This is a genomic window from Jejudonia soesokkakensis, assembly GCF_042664795.1.
In the GTDB taxonomy this organism is placed as follows: domain Bacteria; phylum Bacteroidota; class Bacteroidia; order Flavobacteriales; family Flavobacteriaceae; genus Jejudonia; species Jejudonia soesokkakensis.
The window spans coordinates 218,390-237,591 of the sequence record NZ_JBHTBN010000004.1 but is presented as its reverse complement, the minus strand read 5'-3'; the positions used below and the strand labels follow the sequence as shown (position 1 = coordinate 237,591).

Sequence of the window (19,202 nt, the reverse complement as noted above, 5' to 3'; positions counted from 1 at the left end):
TTATATGCGTAAAAATAGTTAAACTTTTAACTACTCTTCAAATTCTTCTTTCAATATATTGATAACCTCTTGAATTGTTTCTTCTTCAAGGTCTGTTCTTAACACAAGATCTTTTACGTCTTGCTCAATGACACTTTTTGCAGTGTCTAATCCTATTTTGTGGAATTCATCAATGATCCAGCCTTCAATCTCATCAGAGAATTCTCTTAATTCTACATCTTCTTCAGCACCTTCTCTAAGGACATCAATTTCATAGCCCGTTAATTGACCTGCTAATCGTATGTTGTGACCGCCACGACCAATTGCTTTGCTTACTTCTTCGGGACGAAGAATTACCTCGGCACGTTTTGTTTCTTCATTAATTTTTATTGAAGTAACCTTTGCCGGACTCAATGCTCTAGTAATAAATAAATTAATGTTATTGGTATAATTAATAACATCGATATTCTCGTTTCCTAACTCACGAACAATTCCGTGGATACGAGACCCTTTCATACCTACACAGGCACCTACAGGATCGATACGGTCATCATAGCTATCTACAGCAACTTTTGCCTTTTCACCAGGAATACGCACTACTTTTTTCACTGTAATTAAGCCATCAAAAACTTCTGGAATTTCCTGCTCAAATAATTTCTCAAGAAATACAGGATTGGCACGAGACATAATGATTGTCGGCTTATTTCCCTTTAGATCGACGCTTTCGATAATTCCTCTTACATTGTCTCCTTTTCTGAAAAAATCTGAAGGTATCTGCTTGTCTTTTGGCAAGATAATTTCATTTCCGTCATCGTCAAGCAATATGATAGCTCTGTGTCGTATGTGGTGTACTTCTGCGGTATAAATATCGCCTTCCATCTCCTTAAATTGCTTATAAATGATGGTATTGTCGTGTTCGTGAATTTTTGAAATCAAATTCTGTCGCAATGCTAAAATAGAACGGCGACCCAAGTCGATTAGTTTTACTTCTTCAGACACATCTTCACCAACTTCAAAGTCATCCTCAATCTTACGTGCAGCTGAAAGCGAAATTTCTTCATTTTCATCTTCTACTTCTCCATCTGCAACGACCACACGGTTTCTCCAGATCTCCAAATCTCCTTTATCTGGGTTCACAATGATATCGAAGTTATCATCACTTCCGTATTTCTTTTTCAGAGCATTTCTAAAAACGTCTTCCAGTATCGCCATAAGCGTTACTCTGTCTATTTGTTTATCGTCCTTAAATTCTGAAAAAGAATCAATTAACGCTAAATTTTCCATGTCATCTATTAATTAAAATGTTATCATCACTTTTGCTTCCACAATATCCTGATAGGGCACCACCGCTTCTTTTTGTACGGTAACTTTTCCTTTACCAACTGGTTTGGGCTCTCTTGCCTTCCACTGAAGGGTAATTGCATCGTTCGTACTTTGCACTAACTCACCTTCTATGGTTTCTCCCTCCTCAGTCTTGATCTTTAATCTTCTACCTACGTTCTTTTTATACTGACGAGGTATTGTTAAAGGCTCTGAAACTCCTGCCGACATTACTTCGAGAGAAAAATCTTCTTCTTCTCTGTCAAGATTATGTTCAATAGCACGACTCACAGCGATGCAGTCTTCAACTTTTACGCCTTCATCACCATCTAACGTAACTCTAATCTGGTTTGCGTCTGTAATTTCAAGGTCTATTAAAAACAGTGATGTGTTTTCTTCCAGGGCCTGTTGTAATAATTCTTCTACTCGTTCTCTCATTCAAATAGGGCTATAAAAAGAGGGGACTGTATGTCCCCTCGTCTTGTGCTTATCAAATTCTGTGCAAATATAGTACATTTTTTCAGAATTAAAAAACGTTTTAAATCCCAAAATAAATTCGTACCTTACTTTGAATAATTCAACCTCATAAATTAAACGCTTATGAAACGCATCTTAGTACCATCAGACTTTTCACCACAAGCCGAAAATGCATTAAAAGTAGCAGTACAGATGGCAAAAAAACACGGGAGTGAAATCTTTTTGTTACACTCTTTAGAGATGCCTTTACATCTTGCCAATACGGGAACTACTGGCGCGATGCCGGAAGCTTTATTTTTTATAAAACTAGCAGAAAAGAAATTTGAAGAACGACTTAAAAAACCTTATCTAAAAGATATAAAGGTTACTCAGACCATAGGTCATGGAGAAATCTATGATGATATTAGTGCTGCTGTTGCCGAAAATAATATTGATCTTGTTATTATGGGGTCTCATGGTGCCAGCGGATTTAAAGAAATGTTTATAGGAAGTAATACTGAAAAAGTAGTGCGCACCTCCAAAATACCCGTTTTGGTAATAAAGAATGAGCACAAAGATTTCACCATCAATGATTTTGTATTTGCTTCAGACTTTTCAAACGAATGTAAAAAAAGTTTCGGAAAAGCTCAGAAATTTGCAGATGAGGTGGGAGCCAAAATCCACCTGCTTTATGTAAATACTCCTGCCGGGTTTAAAACGTCACCACAGGCCAAAGCAATTATGGAAAAATTTTTACAGGGTACTGGAGCAGAGAATTACACCTTAAATGTTTATAATGACACTTCTGTAGAAAAAGGAATTCTAAATTTTGCAAAAGAAAGTGGTGCTCAGCTTGTGGGTATGAGCACACATGGTCGAAAAGGAATCTCTCATTTTTTTAATGGAAGTATTAGTGAAGATTTGGTAAATCACGCTAAGATGCCAGTCATTACATTTAAAATTTAAATGTGATGAAATACCTAGTTTCGCTCTATGCCTTCGGATTGCTATTTGGTTGTGGTTCGAACCCAAAAGAGAATCCTCCTAAAGAAATTATTAAAAATACAACTCCTATAGAAGAAGTCATTATAGAACCAGTTATAAAAGAACCTATCCTACCTCCTGGAGCTGTAGAGGCTAATTTTATAGAAGGTGAAGTTCCCTTATATGCACATGTCAAATATGTCGATAAGAAAAATGGAAAAACAATTATTGCTTTTCAGGATAAAAAACTTCCTCCTATAACTATTTCAGAAACTTATGGCGCTTCCCTTTCATCCTTACGATTTGATGAGTTTGATCGTGACTTATTATTAATTACCACCAAATTAAAAGATCCTATTTTTAATAAATACTTCTTGTATATCTATAAAGATGGACAATGGAAAAAGGTAGTCAACGGATTTTCATTACATAAAAGTCATGTAACAGATTCACTTATTCCCATTCGTATTGATCCAGAAAACCCCAATAACCTTTTTAGGTACTATTCTGTTTTTGACCTAGACGAGACCAGCGAATTAGGGTATACATGGCGGTTACTTTCTGAAAGTATTCCTATTCAAAACAAATAGTTACCGTTTATCATGTAACAAAACTGGCTTCCTACTCAATTTTGGAAATTGTAATTTTTGTAGTTCTTTTTCTGAAACTAATTCGATAGAAGGAAGTACACGCAGGGTCGCTCTAAAATGATTTTTAATTTTTTCTATACTAGTTTCAGAAGGATCTTTGACAACAAGCTTCAGCAAAATTTCATCAGTCCCAACAGCATTTTGAGACAACTCAATTACAAAATTTTGTATTTCTGAAAGTTCTTCCAACGCATTAAACATGGCTGGAGGATATAATGTTGTTCCTTTATATTTAATCATCTGCTGCTTTCTACCCACTACAGGTCCTAATCGCTTCGTAGTTCTTCCACACCCACACACTTTTGTAAATGCCTGCACCATATCTCCTGTTTTAAACCGAAGCAATGGCATTCCTTCAACTCCCAGCGTTGTGATGGCTAACTCCCCTACTTCACCTGCTTCAACTGGCTGGTGGTGTTCGTCAAGAATTTCAGAAATGATCAAATCCGGATGTTCGTGGCCTCCTTGATGCTCTGAGCATTCATTAAAAGCAGTCGCCATTTCGGTAGAGGCATAGGTTGAAAACAATTCAATATCCCAAACTGCTTGAATCTTTTTCCCTAAGGCATTCAGCTTAAAACTCGAATCTCTAATTGGTTCTCCAATACATATTGCAGCTTTTACATTTGTTTTTGAAACATCAATATCATTTTCTGAAGCAAAATCAACTAGTTTCAGTAAAAAAGAGGGCACACAAATGAGATACGTAGGTTTAAATTGTAAAATACTATCCCACTGTAATTCTGGAACTCCCGAACCTACTCGTATAATTCCAGCACCCAGTTTTCTCGCTCCCAAAAAATAGGCCAATCCCGCCATAAAACGTCTGTCTATGGTGGTCATCAACTGGATCGTATCCTTTTCAGAAACACCAGAACACGCCATAGAAATGGCTTCATTATAAGCTAATCTATCGAGATCCTTATCTGTTAATGCAAACGTAACAGGCGATCCCATCGTCCCAGAGGTGGTTACAAAGTCAATTATTTTAGTTTTCGGAACACATAAAAAGTCATCATTAAATTGCTGTAAATCATCTTTTGTCGTTACTGGAAGTTGTTGCAGGTCTTGCAGTGTTTTTATTTTTGAAACCTCAATAGTTCTCCCTGCAAACATCCGCTTGTAAAACGGAGAATTTTCAGAAATATAGGTAAGCATGTCCTTTAGCTTTTCCTCTTGAAATGCTTTAATCTCTGTCTCTGATGTATATTCTATTTCAGATTTCATGCTTAGCTCGCTTTACGTTTTGCCTTTTTAAGGTACTTTTCAACCAGTTTTTTCTCTTCCAGTGAAGGGATTTCTTTTTTAATTGCTTCGGAAAGTAACTCAATAGCTTTAGTGAATTTTTCAGTTTCGTAATAATACCTCCCTTGTAAATAATACGCCTTCCAGTATTCGGGATTTACTACTGAAAGTTGCTCCACATGTTGAACTACATAGTTTTCTGAAGCAATCGAAAGTTCAACCTCTGTTTCTAGTTCCCGATAGACTTCATAATTAGCATAGGCTTCGGTTTCTAAAAAGGGGTCGGCTGGAATATTGGCAGCCGATTTCTCTGTAAAGCGTTCTGAAACTTTTAAAAGTCGCTCAAATTCTTCGGTTAAGTCATAGCCAACAAATTCTCCTAACTGATACGGATTGCTAGACACCCAAACTTTTAAATCGGCTGGCTGAAAAACAACCCCATGATGCGCCAACAATTGATTCAGTGCTTTTTCATTTCCGAAGCCAAGTTCGGTGTCATTGATTCCTTTTCGGTTTCGTAAAATGGCAACTGCTTCAGTTGGATTGATTTTTGCTTCTTCGGTTAGCAATTCATTCATCCGGTCAAATCGGTATTGCGTATGACTTTCTTTAATCGTTTTTAGGTTTCTTCGGTCGTTTCCGTAGGCATCACTTTGAAAATGATTGGAACAGATCAACGTTGACGAATTTTCTACTTCAAACACGTCAAATTTTGTAGGAGATACCTCAATCAAAACTGCTTTGCCGTCATTGGCACTGCCTATCATGATTGATTCAGAAACAAAAACTTCAAATTTTTTTGCAATTTCAATAGCTTCTTCAATGGTAGCCGCATACTGTAAAATCTCTCGTGTTACAATTGAAATGGGCGTTTTTGCTACCAACGGAATTTTAGACGTTCCCGCATTGATCGTTACCGTTACCCCTTGATCGTTCATGCCAGAAACCACACCTATAAATCCGCCCCAAGTAACACTCATAAATTTGTAGCCATCGTCTGGTTTTACAAAAGAGATGATCTTATTTTCAGCAAAATCATCTCCCGCATAAAAATCAAAATTTCTACCAATCAGTAAGTTCCCATCTTCAGATTTTTCGTCCCAAACCGCAAACGAGGTGCAACCTACCAGCATAAGATCCTGCAACGCATGCCCAATATCATGTGCACCGTGCAAATACAACGAGCGAACGTATGGTTCTGCAATTGAATTAAAGTCGGTAGAGGCATACCGTGTAAGCCCGTAAATTTCGGTTTTATATTCTTCAGGAATATGTTTGTAGAGTTTGCGATTGTACCATTTTAAAAACTTGGCGAGGAATTTTTGTTGTCCTTTAGACGGCACCAAGGCGTTTATTTTCTCAAAAAAAACCTGCTCCTGATGGTACATCAATTCTTGTGTAAGAGCTCCGATGGCCAGCCCACGTTCTAGTGGATTCCCTTCTACATATAGTTCATACATGCCTTGTCTGTTCCTTGTTAGCAAGCCATTTTCAGAAATAAATGTAGAATCACTTAGCTGTGTTCTTTCAGCTGTATCAACATTATACATTGAAAGATCTGGCCGATCATTTAATGATTTTTTTATTCCGCAGGAACTCAAAGAAATCAGCAAAAGCAATGCACTAAAAATCTTACTTTGCATTCTTATGATATTTCTTATTTAGTTTCCGAAGCACACTATTTTCTTTGTAATCTGTCCACTTCTGACCTAAGGCATAGCGCATCATATTTTCAAAATTGCGCATGAATAACACATTAGAAAACAACTTAGCCAGTTTTTTAGGTTTCCGCGGAAAAGCCCGTAAGGTAATTGAAAAACCTCCATTTAAATAGGTAATATAATGCCAGTAGCCGCTTGGCATATACAAGGCATCGCCATGTTTCATTTTTACTGAAATTCCTTCCACCTCTTGAAGTGCCGGGTATTTGTCAAAGTCTGGATTGTCCATATCAATCGTTTCCAGATTATGAACGGTAAAGGGCACTTTATATAGATATTTTGCTTGATCTGGCCGAAACAAAGTTACCTCTTTATCGCCGTGAAAGTGAAAATGCACCAAATTTGCCAAATCCATATCGTAATGTGCCAATACTTTACTTCCCTTTCCGCCAAAGAACATTACAGGCAATTTTTTAAAGAATGGCAAACCAATATCTGGATAGTCAAAATCTTTTGTGAGTTCTGGCATTTTTTTCAGCACATTATAAAAGAACATGCGCAGATCTGTAGGCTTGGTTTTTAAGATTTCAATATAATCATACAGCTTCATTTTGGCGGCGGGTACTACCGATTTCTTTCTCCCTTTGGTAGGCTCATTATTGTAAAGAGGCACCATCTGATCTCCAGCCAAACTCTGAATATAATCTAGATTCCATTTTTTATAGGCTGGCCAATCCTTGCTTAAGTCTTCAATTAACACCGGCAATTGAGGTTCGTAGAAATTTTTTATAAAATCCTCTTTCGTAATACTTTTTACGCGTGTTACTGGTACTGTTTTAATCGTTCCCATAAAATTTATTCCTCTTTGTTAAGCCCCTTAAAAATAAGAAAATGATACAACAAGGGCTGAATTGTAAACGTAATTAACATTGCTGTAAAAATTCCGATGATAGAAACTGCTGCCACCGACTGTAGGGCTGGATGCTTTGCAAAAAGTAAGACTCCTACTCCACAGAGGGTCGTTATAACAGACAAGAGAATCGAAGTCTTGTGTATTTTTAAGGTTTGAGTTGGGTTTTCTTTATGTATCAACCCATTGGTCATAAATATGCTGTAATCCACACCTAATCCAAAAATAAAAGTGGTGACAATGACATTAAAAATATTAAATTCTAAGCTCAAAACTCCCATAAGACCCACCGTAAGAAGCCACGTGAGTGCAATAGGTATGATGGTAATTAATGTATGTTTACTATTTCTATAAAAAAACAATAACAATAGTACCACGATACCAAAGCAATAAAATATCAATGCATTAAAATCCTCTTTTAAATTTCCCAATAGAGATTCGTTCATAGCAACTCTGTCAATAACAAGTACATTCTCTTTATCATTAAACACCTTTTTAACCGCCTCAATATTTTCTTCACTTACTTTCACTACAGAAGTAATGGTGGTAAAATCTGAAGTTGAGCTAATAAAATCATCAATCGCAAAAGCATCTAACTCTTTATATTCTGAAAGTGTCATGGGTTGAAAATTAGTTTCCAATAGACGATAAAACTCATCATGTGTGGTAGGCTTAAAACCGAAAGTTGCACCGTTATCAATCAGGTTTTCCTTTACCCTTATTTTTCGCTCTAGCGTCCAGAATGTATCCCATCTCTTTATTTTTCGGTGCTGAAGCTCTTTTGAATGAACTAATGCCCCAATTGAATTATAGCTTAAAATTGAGTTGCTGCTTTGAAGTGAGTCCAATTGTTTAAAAACGAGATCATTTGCCTGCAGTGCGGCTTCCAAAGTATCACTATATGTTGTCACATATAATGACTTTGAACTTGTATTGATAAGCTTGTCAAGATCCGCTTCTGCCTGCTTTAATTTGGAGGTTTGATAATTTAATTGCGAAAGGTCTTTAGTAAATACTACTTTTTGATATGTAAAAACACTAATAAGGATCGCCAAAGTAAGCCCTCCTATAATCCATTTGTTGCTATGAAACTTATAGGCAGAAAACTTCTCCAACGTAGTTGTTTTTTTAGTTGAAACATGTGTTCCTTTGTATAGTTGCGGTATAAAAATTAATGCAAAACAGGAGGCACTCAACACACTCACTGCAGCAAAAACTCCCAGGTCTTGGAGTGCCTGAGAGTCAATAAACAGCAGACATAAAAACGCTAAGGCCGTAGTGAGGCTGCTCATTAAAATGGGTTTGGTAATTGCTGTAAAAAGTGATTCTATCGATTCTCCATTTCGAATATGTGTTAGGATATGAAGCGAATAATCGAGCGTAACTCCTAGTAAAACAGAGCCTATTCCTAATGAAATTGCCGAAATATCATCTCGTATAACGTATAAAACTGCAATGGCTACCAAGGCTCCAAAAAGAGTAGGAACACATAAAATAACAGGTAGTAATAAGTTGCGGTAAAAACCAATAAATAAAACCAGTAAAACTACAAGCGCGATACCAAGCGTTAGCTGAATATCTTTTTTAATTTGTTGTGCATTTGCCACAGCGATTAAAGTTCCCCCATAAAGTTGAGAACTTGCCTCATCTTTAAATTGGGAATTTAACTGGGATTGTAGGTTGTATAAAGTTTCTGAAAACTTTTCATTTTTTGAGGACTCTGAAGATTCAACAGAAGGCGAAATAAAAAGTAATAGATTTTGTTCGTCTTCAGTTATTAAAAAACCATCCTGAAGCTTAAAACCATTTCCAATACCTATTTTTTTTAATTGCTGAACGCCCAGCAATGATACCCCAAGCGGATCCTTACTAATAATTTTTTTGGCAATAATTCCCGTTGGCGAGACAATCGTATTGTAATTGTTCTTAGTGATCTTCTGAATGCTGTCAGGTGCTAGTTTTTGTTCTAGTAGTTGATAATCTCCTTCTGAAAGAAATAATGGTAAATTAGTATAAACGAAATCAAGTGTTTCAAGTGCGGTATCCTCATCTACCTGACCTTGAATATCCTTTATATAATTTGCTGCCGTACGCGAAATACTATCCAAAAAAATTGTAGCGTATTGGGTTAAAGCTTCAGTAAATCCATTGTCTTCTTTGGAAATATTGACAATGATCTTATCACTAAAATTTGCCGTATTTAATACTTTTTGAAGTTGTTCATTTTCAGAAGTCGTAGGAATTAATTTTGAGATATCTTCTTCAAAAACGATTTTTGACGCAATGAAAACGAGTCCTGCAAAAAGTAGTACTCCTACCACACCGAAAAGAAATAGTCTCGCCTTAAAAAACCGATAGATTTTCAGAAAAAAACTACCCATGTGCCACTATATTTTTAGGTTGTGCGATTTTTAAGAGAAGATAGCCCAACAATCCAAAGATGACTGCGCAAGAGACTGAAAGTACAATGCTTCCAACAAAATACGATTCTAACTGTTGGATGGCATTAAAATCTTTTAATTCTTCCATTGATAAAGAAGAGTTCTTTCCTAAAACCAAATCTCCAGTTCGAATACTCATCAATAGAACAAAGGGTATAAAGGGAGGCAGACTTATATTAGAAAAAGCAAAAGCAATGACCTTATTTAATTTCAATAAGATTGCCAGAAAAATTACGATAACGGTATGAAAGCCCCACAATGGAGACAGCCCAAGAAAAACACCTAGCGCTATAGAAAGTGCTTTCTTTTTTGGGGAGTCGCCGTTTTTTAAAAAGTCCTCTACAAAAAAGCGCTTAAATCCTTTTTTTTTTAGGTTGCGTAAAAAGTCACGCGGAATGATATACAAACCTCTTACAATTAAAAACCAGATGATAAGCACCACGATTCTGGCAATATCCATAAAAGGGCGAAAGTGGGATACGCGATCTTTCGGATATAAAATCTGAATAGGAATATTGACAATTTTAATTCCTCTCCAATGTGATTTTACAATAGCTTCGGTTTCAAACTCAAACTTTCGCGTACTCCAAAAGAATACAATTTTCTGCATGGCTTTAATAGGATACAGTCGAAAGCCAGATTGAGTATCATTTAAAGTAAGTCCTGTCACAGAACGCACCCAATAACCCGAAACACGATTACCTTTTGCACTTCTTGCCAAGACATCTGCTGTATTCATGTTTCGGTCACCAATGATAAGTACTTCTGGAGTTTCGGAAGCTTCTAATGCGGCTACAAACAAAGGAATGTCCTCTGGGAAATGCTGTCCATCTGTATCCAGAGTAATAGCATATGCAAAGCCTAAGGAAACTGCTTTCTTAAACCCTTTTTTAAGCGCATATCCTTTTCCTTTATTTCTGGGAAGTTGGATTTGAGTGATTTGCGGATAATGCTGTAGTATTTCTGAAGTCCCATCCTGAGACCCATCATTTACTAGAATAACAGCATTCGTATACACTAAAATTCCGTCAAGAACTTGGGCAAGTGTCTTCTCATTATTATAGGTAGCCACCACCACGCAGCATTGCAACTGTTGCATTTTTGATGTGACCAAAGACAAATCCATAGACGTAAACGGTGGTTTTTTTAGTGAACTACCAGTTGCATATTGCAATTAAAAACGGTAGCTCCGTCGACAAAAGTAATGCTATTTTTAACGTTGAAAGAATTCTTTTCCTTCTGAAAGGTTTGAGATACAATCAAATCTTTTTTTTCTGAAGGATCAACCAAAGCGAGAAATTTTACGCGAGAAGTTTCAGCGATAAAAAAATGCATCTCCAGATGCTTCTCCAACAACTCTTTACACAACTGAAGCATTACAACTCCCGGCAAAACAGGTTGCGAAGGAAAATGGCCTTTAAAAATCTTATGCTTCTTATTAAGCGAAATACGGTATTGAATCTGAGAATTTTCAGTAATATTCTTTTTAGAAATAGTATATAAATCTTTAAACAACATATCAATCAATGGTAAAACTTGCGTCTGAAACCGGGATGTTATCTTTCCTGTTTTTAAAAACAACTAAAGTATAATCTCCTCCTGGCTCTATCATTTTCACCTCTGTTACCTGCTTCGTTTTACTATCAAACTGAAGCACAAAAGAGTGTATGAACTTTTTAAGGCGTTTGTCTTTAGGCGAAAAAGTTGCACTATAATCATTCTCTAATAAATAATATTGAATCTCAAACTGTTCTTCATCAAACATGTTTCCCTTAACACTATTAACAATAAGGGTATTAAAACTTTTAAAGATTCTGTTTGAAGCCAAGTTGATCTCATCTCTCTTCCCTTGATTATTTACAAAAAGCTTATCATCTTTAAAGATGACTTTATAGTGTATCGGGCTGGTATATTCCCATCTAATATGTTTTGGGGCTTTATAAAATAGTTTCCCATGTGAAACTACCTCATTATCCAACACCTCAATATGTTTCGTCTGTTTAAAATCGCTGGTGATTGTGTTGGTTTTTTTTGCAACAGCTTCTACGTCTTTCTTGAAAGTTTCCTGTTCGGGTTTAGTTAACACTTTTTGCGCATGTAGCATCCATGAAGACCCTACCAAGAATAATATAACTAAAAAAGAGTTTTTATTTTTCATCTAATAATTGATTAACTGAAACTGTTTTATATCCCAGCTTTCGTAAAAATACCAACAAATGTTCCAAAATGTACGGCGCATTGATATGAGTATCGTGTAGTAGGATAATACCACCAGGTTTTAGTTGCTTTTTTATTCTTTTTAAAATTACTTCAGGATCACTTATTCCTTTGTCAAAGGAACGTATATTCCAACCTATCACTTTATGTCTTGTATATTCAATTGCTTTTGCCAAATGCGGTGTAGTTACTCCATATGGTGGACGAAACAAACTCACTTCTTCACCAATAATTTTTTGAATCACTTGATTGGTTTGTTTAATTTCTTCGATCCAGGATTGCGTACTATTAAAATCTATTCCTATGCTATGAGAATAGGTATGATTTCCAATCGTATGTCCAGCAATTTTGATTTCGTTTACAATTTCTGGGTACTTTTCTACTTGTCTCCCAATACAAAAGAAGGTAGCTGTTGCTTTATGGTTTTTCAATAATTGCAAAACAAAGGGGGTATACTCTGGGTGTGGACCATCATCAAAAGTTAGGGCTACCACCTTCTCTTTTGTAGACTTATTTGCTGTAAAAGCTTTCAGAAAAAAATTACTACTCATGGTAAAACTACCATATCCTACAAACAATAAATAGGCAGTAATAAGCGCAAAATACCACAAATACGTGAATGTAACGAACATCCCTAATACTGCAGAACCTACAAATAAGAGGATAAAGAAAATCGTAATATGTTTAAATGTCAGCACTTTGAAATTAAAATTAAGCTGTGCTCTGCCCCTTGAGACTGATTGTATAATAGCACATTTTTAAATTCTTTACCTGCATTTATTGAGCCAAACGCTTCAGGCAGTGTTTGTTTTTTTACCAATTGAAATCCTAACCAGCAGCTAAAAGCACTTGCTGTAAAATAAGTTCCCACGATAGGCTTATACTTTAAAGAAGTAGCTTTAGGGAGTAACGAAATAGCCGTATCAAAATAAGTGTCACTACAAGCTCCATCATTTCCTGTAATAAGTGCATCAATATCCTTTTTTTGAAGTTGCTGTTGCTTCAGAAATTGTTCTAGACGTACTATTAGCTGTGCTTCGGAAACACTTTGAATGGTATTCATGCCTTTTAGTTCGACCGAACCTTCTTTCTTTTCCGAAGAAACCACAAAAAAACTAGCGCCTTCTCCTATAGGAACAGTAGATCCATCTGATTTTTCTTCTTCCAATTGCTGAAGGTAATTTGCAAACTCATTTCCTAACTCATCTACACCGCCAACGAGTATAGCTCCTTGCTGCCCTTCTTCAATCAGCAACTGGGCGTCTAGTAGTGCACTTTCAAAAGATAAGTTTCCGTGAACATAAGTGTTATTATAATTTTTACAGCCCAGACCCAAAGCTATTTGGGCACCTACGGTATTATGCGTAGACTGTATAAAAGCTGTAGGAGTCATAAACGCTTCGTCATTATCAATCAATGAATTTAAAAACTTTTCGGTATCTTCCATACAGCCCAGTCCGCTGCCCACCAAAATCGCTTCAGGCATTCCAACTTCTGCTTCCTGTAACGCTTTTGTTGCTGCTGCAACTCCCATTTTAACTACGGGTGCCATACGTCTGGAAGCTGCAGGAGGAATATAATCTCGATAGGATGGGTGAATCGCTTTTAACTTCCCATCAATCGCTTTGTTGACTTCGGAAAGTTCTCCCGAAAATTCAAATGTATTCTGGGCACTTATGGCTACGGCGCTATGAATGTATAGTGATTTCATACGGCACTAAAAATTAAGGAGGAGCAATTACCTCCAAATCCGAAGCTATTCGAAACCACATGTTTTATTTTTTTGGACTGAAGCGTTGTTACTGGAAGCAAACCTGTTTCTGGCATGGCTTCAGCAAAATTAAGATTTGGAAAAATCTTTTGTTGCTGTAAAGCGAGGATTGAAAAAACAGCTTCAATCGCACCAGCTGCTGCCAGTGTGTGTCCTGTAAATGCCTTGGTCGAACTAAACAACGGAATGTTTTTTCCAAATATGCGTTGAATGGCGACACTTTCAGACAGATCATTGTTAGGTGTTGCCGTGCCATGCGCATTGATGTAATCAATATCTTGAGGTTGTAAACTAGCAGCTTTTAACGCCTGTTGCATTGCCAGAAACGCACCCTCACCATCTGGTGAAGAAGCTGTCTGGTGGTGGGCATCATTGGCATTCGCATAGCCGGAAAGATACGCTAGCGGCTCCTTATTTTCTTCCTTTACAACAGAATCAGCTTCTAACACCAAATAGGCAGCCGCTTCCCCCAAGTTTAATCCGTTTCGATTGGCATCAAATGGTTTACAGGCTTCTTCACTTAAAAGTAATAAGGATTTAAATCCGTTGATCGTAAATTTTGAAAGAGGATCCGTTCCACCTACAATAATTCTATCTAACTTTCCTGCTTTTATCAATCGGGCACCTAACATAATAGCATTTGCTGCCGACGAGCAAGCGGTACTAATAGTCGTTGTAAATTCAGTGATTCCTAATTGAGACGCGATCTTGGAAGTACTGTCACCACAGTGATGGCTGTCAATATATTGCAGGGCTTCAGGATTTGAAGCAAACTGATCCCAATAGATTTCGGTCATGTCCATTCCGCCTACGGTGGTGGCGGATATTAACCCCGTCTTATATTGCTGAATATCGGAGATTTTTGCAGATGCTATAGCCTCTTTTGCAGCGATGCTTCCTAATAAAGACGTTCTGGTGTAGGTATGTTTTAATGGAAGTTGTAATGCTTCAGCAAGGGAATTGTTTGTAATTTTCACTTCTCCAACTTTGATATTTGTAGCATGTTTACTGTCAACAAATTCAAGGGAAGTGATTCCACTTTCCGAAGCAAGTAACGATTCCAGATTTGAAGAAATAGTAGTTCCAATTGCCGAAATTATTCCCATTCCTGTCACTGCAACACCTCTTTCCATACGTTTTGAACCGATTCCTATTTCGTTCTATGTTCTTCGATATATGCTGCCAACACATTGATGGATTGAAATATCGCTTTGCTTTTTTCGGGATCGGTTAATTTGATCCCATAATCTTTATCCAGTAAAACGATAAGTTCGAGTGCGTCGATGGAGTCAAGTCCTAGACCGTCACCAAATAGAGCTTCATCATCTGCGATATCTGCAACTGTAAATTCTTCGAGGTGTAACGCCTCAATAATACTTTCTTTTAATTCGGTTTTTAAGCTACTCATTTATGTAGTATAAAGTTCTTTTATCATTGGGGGTGTATGCGCTATGGTTCCATTTTTTGAAACTAAATAGAAAAATCCGTGGTAGGAATTTTCAAAGACCTCAACCCATGCACACAACACCTGTTTGCAATTTTCTGTTTCCAGCAGACTTTCTGCATATTCATGCAATAGGTCTTCCTGAAGTTGCGAAGATACAAAGAATGCATTTTCTGTATGCAGTTTATGCCGAATAGAAACTTCGCCCATGCCAATGTTGGGTAATGTGTAGACAAATATTGACGGACTAGCAAACATAGTTGTAGGATCTTCAATACTTTTCTGGTGTTTAATGTCGGTATCCAGACTGGCACTTTTGTTTGAAAAAACCAGAGCGGTGGATTCTTTCCCTTCAGCAAGTTGTTCTAATATAATTTCTGAACCTGTAAAAGCCAGCTTGCTTAATCTGTCCATTTTAAAAAACTTGGGGTAAGATAATTGTTTAGATGTATAGTAGTGCTTTAAAAACCTTGTAAGGTCTTTTGAATCTTCAGAAAACACACAAGTTCCATTAAGTTGAATCTCGCTGTTTTTGATGGAGCAATAGTTTGATATGTAGTAGTTTGTTTTTAGCATTTATTTTTTAAAGCAGACCAACATAGTATGAAATTCTCCCAGTTTTATATCTCTGTCAATTTTTAAACCTGCTTTATCAATTAATGTTTCAAATACGGTGGATGGGTACATTTTACTATTCCCATTCGCCATCACAGTAAAGTATAAAGAAGTTGCTTCCAATACAAATTTTGCATTATCAAACTTCTGGCGATCGGTAAAGGTTTCTGTAATTAAAACGGGGGTTTTATTGTCTATGGATGCCACACAGGATTTTAAAATTTTAATGATTTCTTCTTCAGAAAAACAATCCAAAAACTGACTCATCCAAACCAGATCTGCTCCTTTTGGCAACGAAGGGTTTGCAGCCAACCAATCCATTTCGTATCCACTTACTCTTTGCTTAAAACCAGCATCTGCAATATTACTTAACGCTTTATGCAATTGCCCCGGAAGATCGACGATTGTGATTTGTGTATCTTCAGATTGTTTTAAACACTGTAAAGCAAACTTTCCTGTATTGCCCCCAATATCAAAAATATGGTTTGGTTTGTACTCAAAAACTATTTGCAAAGCTTCATTAAAGATAGGATCGCTATAATGGTGGTCAAATTCGAACCATGATTTCTGGATATGCTTTGGCAGCTGAGACAATCCCTCATACACCGTCTCCCACTTGCCCAGTTCTTTTAAGCCAGAAGGCTTTCCAGTTGTAATTGCTTCTTCCAGATGAAAAAGTCCTTTATAATTGACATCCTGGGTAAAGTTGATATTGACATTTACGGTAGGATCATACGTTAGAAAATACCCTGTTTTGGTTAAACTAAACCCGCCTGACTCATTTTTTACAACCAATTCTGAACTTTCTGCCATTTCCAGTAAAACACCCAATCCGTATTCTGAAAGTGAAAGTACTTCAGCCATGGATTGAAGCGTAACTTTACCTGAATTCTGGTGTTTAAAAATGTATTCAAAAACTCCCAAGTTCCGAAGAGAAACGGCGGTTTGAAACACAAACGGAGCAAATGCTATCTTTTGTGCTTCTTGAAGTGCCTCTATGGCTCGTATTGGTTTTTTAGTCATTGTTTTTACTGTGTAGTTAGGTGTTTAAATAGTACCGCAGTATTGGTGCCTCCAAATCCTGAAGCTGTTTTTAATGCTGTCATTATTTTTTTTTGGGTTGTTTTTGTAATAATGTTGAGGGGTTTGGAAACTCCCAAGGATGTAAACCCTAGTGAAGTATACAGTGTGTTTGTTTTCATACATTCTAGACACACCGCGGTTTCCAGTAATCCCGAGGCTCCAAAGGTATGTCCAAAATATCCTTTTAAACTGTTTAAGGGGATTTTTTGTAAGCCTGCTCTGTTCAATGCGATTGCTTCCATTTCGTCATTGAATAGAGTAGCTGTTCCATGAGCTGAAATAAAATCGATCTCGGTTGCTGAAACATTTGCTTTGTGTAGGGTATTCGAAATACTTTTAAATAATCCTTCTCCCGTTCGTGACGGTCCCGAAATATGATTCGCATCATTACAAGAACTTCCGCTTAAAATTTCAATGGTGTCTGTCAAAGGTCTCTTTTTTGAAACTACTACCGAAGTTGCGGCCTCTCCAATCGTGATTCCGTTACGAGCGGTATCGTAAGGTTGACAAGGCTTGTCGCTCATTGCTTGAAACGACTGAAAACCACTCACCGTAAATTTACTTACAATGTCCCCCGCCACAATAAAAGCAGTATCATAGGACTGGTTTTGCAGCATTCTTTGCGCTACCGAAATTGCCAGAATTCCAGAAACACAGGCATTGGAAACAATTATAGGCTCGTTTTTAAATCCAAAAAAATCTTTTATAACGGTTCCTAAAACAGAAAGCTGGGCTCTCGTATTATCGAACGGACTTGAAATTTCCAGCGCATCAATATTTCCTTTTGTAGTCGCAATAAGTAATAGTGAGTTTTCTGTGATTTTTTCTTCGGAATGTTTTAGCGTTTCAGAAAGGGCCAAAAGCATCATTTTCTCAAGCTTGGTATATTTTGAAATAGCACCTAAAGAAGTAAAGGCTTTATCAATTTGTTCTGAAGAAATCAAGGAACCATAAAAGCTTTCCGAAGAAATAGAAGGGATTTTATGTTTTTGAATGCCAGTATGTCCTTTTTGAATTGCCAAAATATTCTCTTCTGTAGTAAAACCAAGCGGTGTCACCATCGCTGAAGCAGCTATGTAGGTTTTATGCTTCATTGGTCTCAGGTTTTAAAATGGTGGTCATGGTCGCACGAGCAATCCGTTTTTTTTCTAAAAAAACAGCAACATCCACCCTTGTCATGTCCAGCGCATTATATGTAATGATTGCTTCCGTTGTAATGTCGTCTCCAACAGATGGTAATCGCTCAAAAGTTGCCTTTTTTATTGCGCCAATGTATCCTATGCGTGGTGTTGCTTCAGAAAACATTGCTTTATAACCTGTGTGTAAAGCGACCGTCTGCGCCATATTTTCGAGAAGTCCAGCTTCCTGAAACTGATTATTTTGAACAAAAATATTGGAAGCACTAATAGTTAGTTGAGAGACAATCGAACTTTCAGAATAAGAGATCAATGAATCCACAAATAGCATAGGCTCCCTGTGGGGGAGCATTTGTTTAATTACAGCAAGATCTGTAATAGGTAGCTTTTGTTTCAATGTGGTCACGTCTTATTGTCTTCCCAAAAATCGTAAAAATTAAACCATTGCAACGGATATTTCTTTAAAACCCGTTCTACATGATTGGTATATTTATGAAGTAGTTCTGCTGCATCTTTATATTCTACCTGTACTCGCCTTGCATATAAATGATATTTTTTTTGGGGTTCACGCATCACATAGACAAACAATATAGGCACTTTAAATCGGGCGCCCATATGAAAAGGACCTAATGGAAATTTAGCTTTTTTTCCTAACAGTTCTGCTTCCATAGTTTTACTGTATTGCATATATCGATCGCCGGTTATCACAATTATTTCGTTACGGGAAAGGGCTGCATTGATCTCAAAAATGTGAGACAGATCCTCTTTAATAATGATAAATCGCTTTTCGTCCCTGTTAAGGTATTGACCCAGATAATCTTTTATCGCTTCATGATCTTGGTCTGTAATAACAATACGAATGGAAGTGTTAAATCCGCGCTCTTTAAAAAAGTATTGTGCCAGTTCAAAATTTCCAACGTGAGCACTAATAAGAATACCGCCTTTATTTTCTGAAAGTGCGTCTTCGATTTTTTCTTCTCCGTCAAATTCGAATGAATAATTTTTCCGAAGTCCAGAAGAAATTGCAATTTTATCTACCAGTGTTTGTCCAAAGACATAATATGTTTTATAAATGCTTATGCTACTTTTAAACCAAGAATACCCTAATCTTTTCCTAAAATAGTGAGATAAGCCCCTTACGTTTTTTCGTGAAAAAAGACAGAAATAGGGAATGGGAAGATGCATCAATGCATAAGCAGCACGTATTCCAAAATTCTTGATAAAAAAGATAAATACTTTAAAACCAAAAACAGTCCCTCTGGATTTTCCGTCCCATTCTGCTGCCATAAA

At 36.9% G+C, this 19,202-nt stretch carries 20 protein-coding genes; 2 read left to right on the top strand and 18 right to left on the bottom strand.

Translation table 11 applies throughout. From position 1 onward, the window contains the following. Positions 1-30: 30 nt before the first annotated feature. On the bottom strand, positions 31-1,263 hold the full coding sequence (gene nusA / locus ACFQO1_RS09585; protein WP_380217812.1) for a transcription termination factor NusA: 1,233 nt from the start codon (positions 1,261-1,263) through the stop codon (positions 31-33). A gap of 12 nt (positions 1,264-1,275) precedes the next feature. After that, positions 1,276-1,737 (bottom strand): ribosome assembly cofactor RimP, encoded by a 462-nt coding sequence (gene rimP, locus ACFQO1_RS09580; RefSeq protein ID WP_380217811.1) that lies wholly within the window; start codon positions 1,735-1,737, stop codon positions 1,276-1,278. Between the two features lie 162 nt (positions 1,738-1,899). Here rimP and ACFQO1_RS09575 point away from each other — a divergent pair, with 162 nt between their 5' ends. Then, positions 1,900-2,721 (top strand): universal stress protein, encoded by an 822-nt coding sequence (locus ACFQO1_RS09575; protein WP_380217810.1) that lies wholly within the window; start codon positions 1,900-1,902, stop codon positions 2,719-2,721. A gap of 5 nt (positions 2,722-2,726) precedes the next feature. Beyond that, positions 2,727-3,329, top strand: coding sequence for a hypothetical protein (locus tag ACFQO1_RS09570; RefSeq protein ID WP_380217809.1), 603 nt, complete (start codon positions 2,727-2,729; stop codon positions 3,327-3,329). Here the strand turns inward: ACFQO1_RS09570 and flxY are convergent, their stop codons facing one another. From flxY to ACFQO1_RS09490, 16 genes are read right to left on the bottom strand one after another with little or no spacing between them, the layout of a single operon-like run. Continuing rightward, complete coding sequence (gene flxY, locus ACFQO1_RS09565; RefSeq protein ID WP_380217808.1) at positions 3,330-4,616, bottom strand: flexirubin biosynthesis putative acyl-CoA ligase FlxY; 1,287 nt, start codon at positions 4,614-4,616, stop codon at positions 3,330-3,332. Positions 4,617-4,618: 2 nt separating this feature from the next. Beyond that, complete coding sequence (locus ACFQO1_RS09560; protein WP_380217807.1) at positions 4,619-6,277, bottom strand: C45 family autoproteolytic acyltransferase/hydolase; 1,659 nt, start codon at positions 6,275-6,277, stop codon at positions 4,619-4,621. Then, positions 6,267-7,145: a cupin-like domain-containing protein gene (locus ACFQO1_RS09555; RefSeq protein ID WP_380217806.1), complete on the bottom strand. Its 879-nt coding sequence runs from the start codon at positions 7,143-7,145 to the stop codon at positions 6,267-6,269. Before ACFQO1_RS09555 ends, ACFQO1_RS09560 begins: the two co-directional genes overlap by 11 nt. Before the next feature lie 5 nt (positions 7,146-7,150). Continuing rightward, positions 7,151-9,586 carry an MMPL family transporter gene (locus ACFQO1_RS09550; RefSeq protein ID WP_380217805.1) on the bottom strand — a complete coding sequence of 812 codons (2,436 nt, stop codon included), beginning with the start codon at positions 9,584-9,586 and terminating at the stop codon, positions 7,151-7,153. Next, a complete protein-coding gene (locus ACFQO1_RS09545) occupies positions 9,579-10,772 on the bottom strand; it encodes a DUF2062 domain-containing protein (protein ID WP_380217804.1) in 1,194 nt (397 codons plus the stop codon). The genes ACFQO1_RS09550 and ACFQO1_RS09545 overlap by 8 nt, the downstream gene beginning before the upstream one ends. A 20-nt stretch (positions 10,773-10,792) precedes the next feature. After that, positions 10,793-11,164 carry an ApeI family dehydratase gene (locus tag ACFQO1_RS09540; RefSeq protein ID WP_380217803.1) on the bottom strand — a complete coding sequence of 124 codons (372 nt, stop codon included), beginning with the start codon at positions 11,162-11,164 and terminating at the stop codon, positions 10,793-10,795. Position 11,165: 1 nt separating this feature from the next. After that, entirely contained in the window at positions 11,166-11,804 is a 639-nt protein-coding gene (gene lolA2, locus ACFQO1_RS09535; protein ID WP_380217802.1) for a flexirubin biosynthesis/transport protein LolA2, read from the bottom strand. After that, on the bottom strand, positions 11,794-12,561 hold the full coding sequence (locus ACFQO1_RS09530) for a polysaccharide deacetylase family protein (RefSeq protein ID WP_380217801.1): 768 nt from the start codon (positions 12,559-12,561) through the stop codon (positions 11,794-11,796). The genes lolA2 and ACFQO1_RS09530 overlap by 11 nt, the downstream gene beginning before the upstream one ends. Next, a complete protein-coding gene (locus ACFQO1_RS09525; protein WP_380217800.1) occupies positions 12,555-13,574 on the bottom strand; it encodes a beta-ketoacyl synthase chain length factor in 1,020 nt (339 codons plus the stop codon). Before ACFQO1_RS09525 ends, ACFQO1_RS09530 begins: the two co-directional genes overlap by 7 nt. Further along, positions 13,571-14,767 carry a beta-ketoacyl-[acyl-carrier-protein] synthase family protein gene (locus tag ACFQO1_RS09520; RefSeq protein ID WP_380217798.1) on the bottom strand — a complete coding sequence of 399 codons (1,197 nt, stop codon included), beginning with the start codon at positions 14,765-14,767 and terminating at the stop codon, positions 13,571-13,573. Before ACFQO1_RS09520 ends, ACFQO1_RS09525 begins: the two co-directional genes overlap by 4 nt. A gap of 17 nt (positions 14,768-14,784) precedes the next feature. Then, entirely contained in the window at positions 14,785-15,042 is a 258-nt protein-coding gene (locus ACFQO1_RS09515; protein WP_380217797.1) for a phosphopantetheine-binding protein, read from the bottom strand. Next, complete coding sequence (locus tag ACFQO1_RS09510; RefSeq protein WP_380217796.1) at positions 15,043-15,654, bottom strand: 3-oxoacyl-ACP synthase; 612 nt, start codon at positions 15,652-15,654, stop codon at positions 15,043-15,045. Beyond that, entirely contained in the window at positions 15,655-16,716 is a 1,062-nt protein-coding gene (locus ACFQO1_RS09505) for a methyltransferase (protein WP_380217795.1), read from the bottom strand. A 5-nt stretch (positions 16,717-16,721) separates the two neighbouring features. After that, the gene (locus tag ACFQO1_RS09500) at positions 16,722-17,870 is read right to left on the bottom strand and encodes a beta-ketoacyl synthase N-terminal-like domain-containing protein (RefSeq protein ID WP_380217794.1); all 1,149 of its coding nucleotides are present in this window, start codon (positions 17,868-17,870) and stop codon (positions 16,722-16,724) included. Then, entirely contained in the window at positions 17,860-18,309 is a 450-nt protein-coding gene (locus ACFQO1_RS09495; protein ID WP_380217793.1) for a hotdog family protein, read from the bottom strand. Before ACFQO1_RS09495 ends, ACFQO1_RS09500 begins: the two co-directional genes overlap by 11 nt. 5 nt (positions 18,310-18,314) lie before the next feature. After that, on the bottom strand, positions 18,315-19,199 hold the full coding sequence (locus ACFQO1_RS09490) for an LpxL/LpxP family acyltransferase (RefSeq protein ID WP_380217792.1): 885 nt from the start codon (positions 19,197-19,199) through the stop codon (positions 18,315-18,317). Positions 19,200-19,202: the final 3 nt, after the last annotated feature.

Coding starts and splice junctions, on each gene's coding strand:
- ACFQO1_RS09505 (WP_380217795.1), bottom strand. CDS start 16,716: ATGACTAAAAAACCAATACGAGCCATAGAGGCACTTCAAGAAGCACAA.
- nusA (WP_380217812.1), bottom strand. CDS start 1,263: ATGGAAAATTTAGCGTTAATTGATTCTTTTTCAGAATTTAAGGACGAT.
- rimP (WP_380217811.1), bottom strand. CDS start 1,737: ATGAGAGAACGAGTAGAAGAATTATTACAACAGGCCCTGGAAGAAAAC.
- ACFQO1_RS09515 (WP_380217797.1), bottom strand. CDS start 15,042: ATGAGTAGCTTAAAAACCGAATTAAAAGAAAGTATTATTGAGGCGTTA.
- ACFQO1_RS09520 (WP_380217798.1), bottom strand. CDS start 14,767: ATGGAAAGAGGTGTTGCAGTGACAGGAATGGGAATAATTTCGGCAATT.
- ACFQO1_RS09555 (WP_380217806.1), bottom strand. CDS start 7,145: ATGGGAACGATTAAAACAGTACCAGTAACACGCGTAAAAAGTATTACG.
- ACFQO1_RS09540 (WP_380217803.1), bottom strand. CDS start 11,164: ATGTTGTTTAAAGATTTATATACTATTTCTAAAAAGAATATTACTGAA.
- ACFQO1_RS09490 (WP_380217792.1), bottom strand. CDS start 19,199: ATGGCAGCAGAATGGGACGGAAAATCCAGAGGGACTGTTTTTGGTTTT.
- ACFQO1_RS09570 (WP_380217809.1), top strand. CDS start 2,727: ATGAAATACCTAGTTTCGCTCTATGCCTTCGGATTGCTATTTGGTTGT.
- flxY (WP_380217808.1), bottom strand. CDS start 4,616: ATGAAATCTGAAATAGAATATACATCAGAGACAGAGATTAAAGCATTT.
- ACFQO1_RS09525 (WP_380217800.1), bottom strand. CDS start 13,574: ATGAAATCACTATACATTCATAGCGCCGTAGCCATAAGTGCCCAGAAT.
- ACFQO1_RS09560 (WP_380217807.1), bottom strand. CDS start 6,277: ATGCAAAGTAAGATTTTTAGTGCATTGCTTTTGCTGATTTCTTTGAGT.
- ACFQO1_RS09545 (WP_380217804.1), bottom strand. CDS start 10,772: ATGGATTTGTCTTTGGTCACATCAAAAATGCAACAGTTGCAATGCTGC.
- ACFQO1_RS09510 (WP_380217796.1), bottom strand. CDS start 15,654: ATGCTAAAAACAAACTACTACATATCAAACTATTGCTCCATCAAAAAC.
- lolA2 (WP_380217802.1), bottom strand. CDS start 11,804: ATGAAAAATAAAAACTCTTTTTTAGTTATATTATTCTTGGTAGGGTCT.
- ACFQO1_RS09550 (WP_380217805.1), bottom strand. CDS start 9,586: ATGGGTAGTTTTTTTCTGAAAATCTATCGGTTTTTTAAGGCGAGACTA.
- ACFQO1_RS09575 (WP_380217810.1), top strand. CDS start 1,900: ATGAAACGCATCTTAGTACCATCAGACTTTTCACCACAAGCCGAAAAT.
- ACFQO1_RS09500 (WP_380217794.1), bottom strand. CDS start 17,870: ATGAAGCATAAAACCTACATAGCTGCTTCAGCGATGGTGACACCGCTT.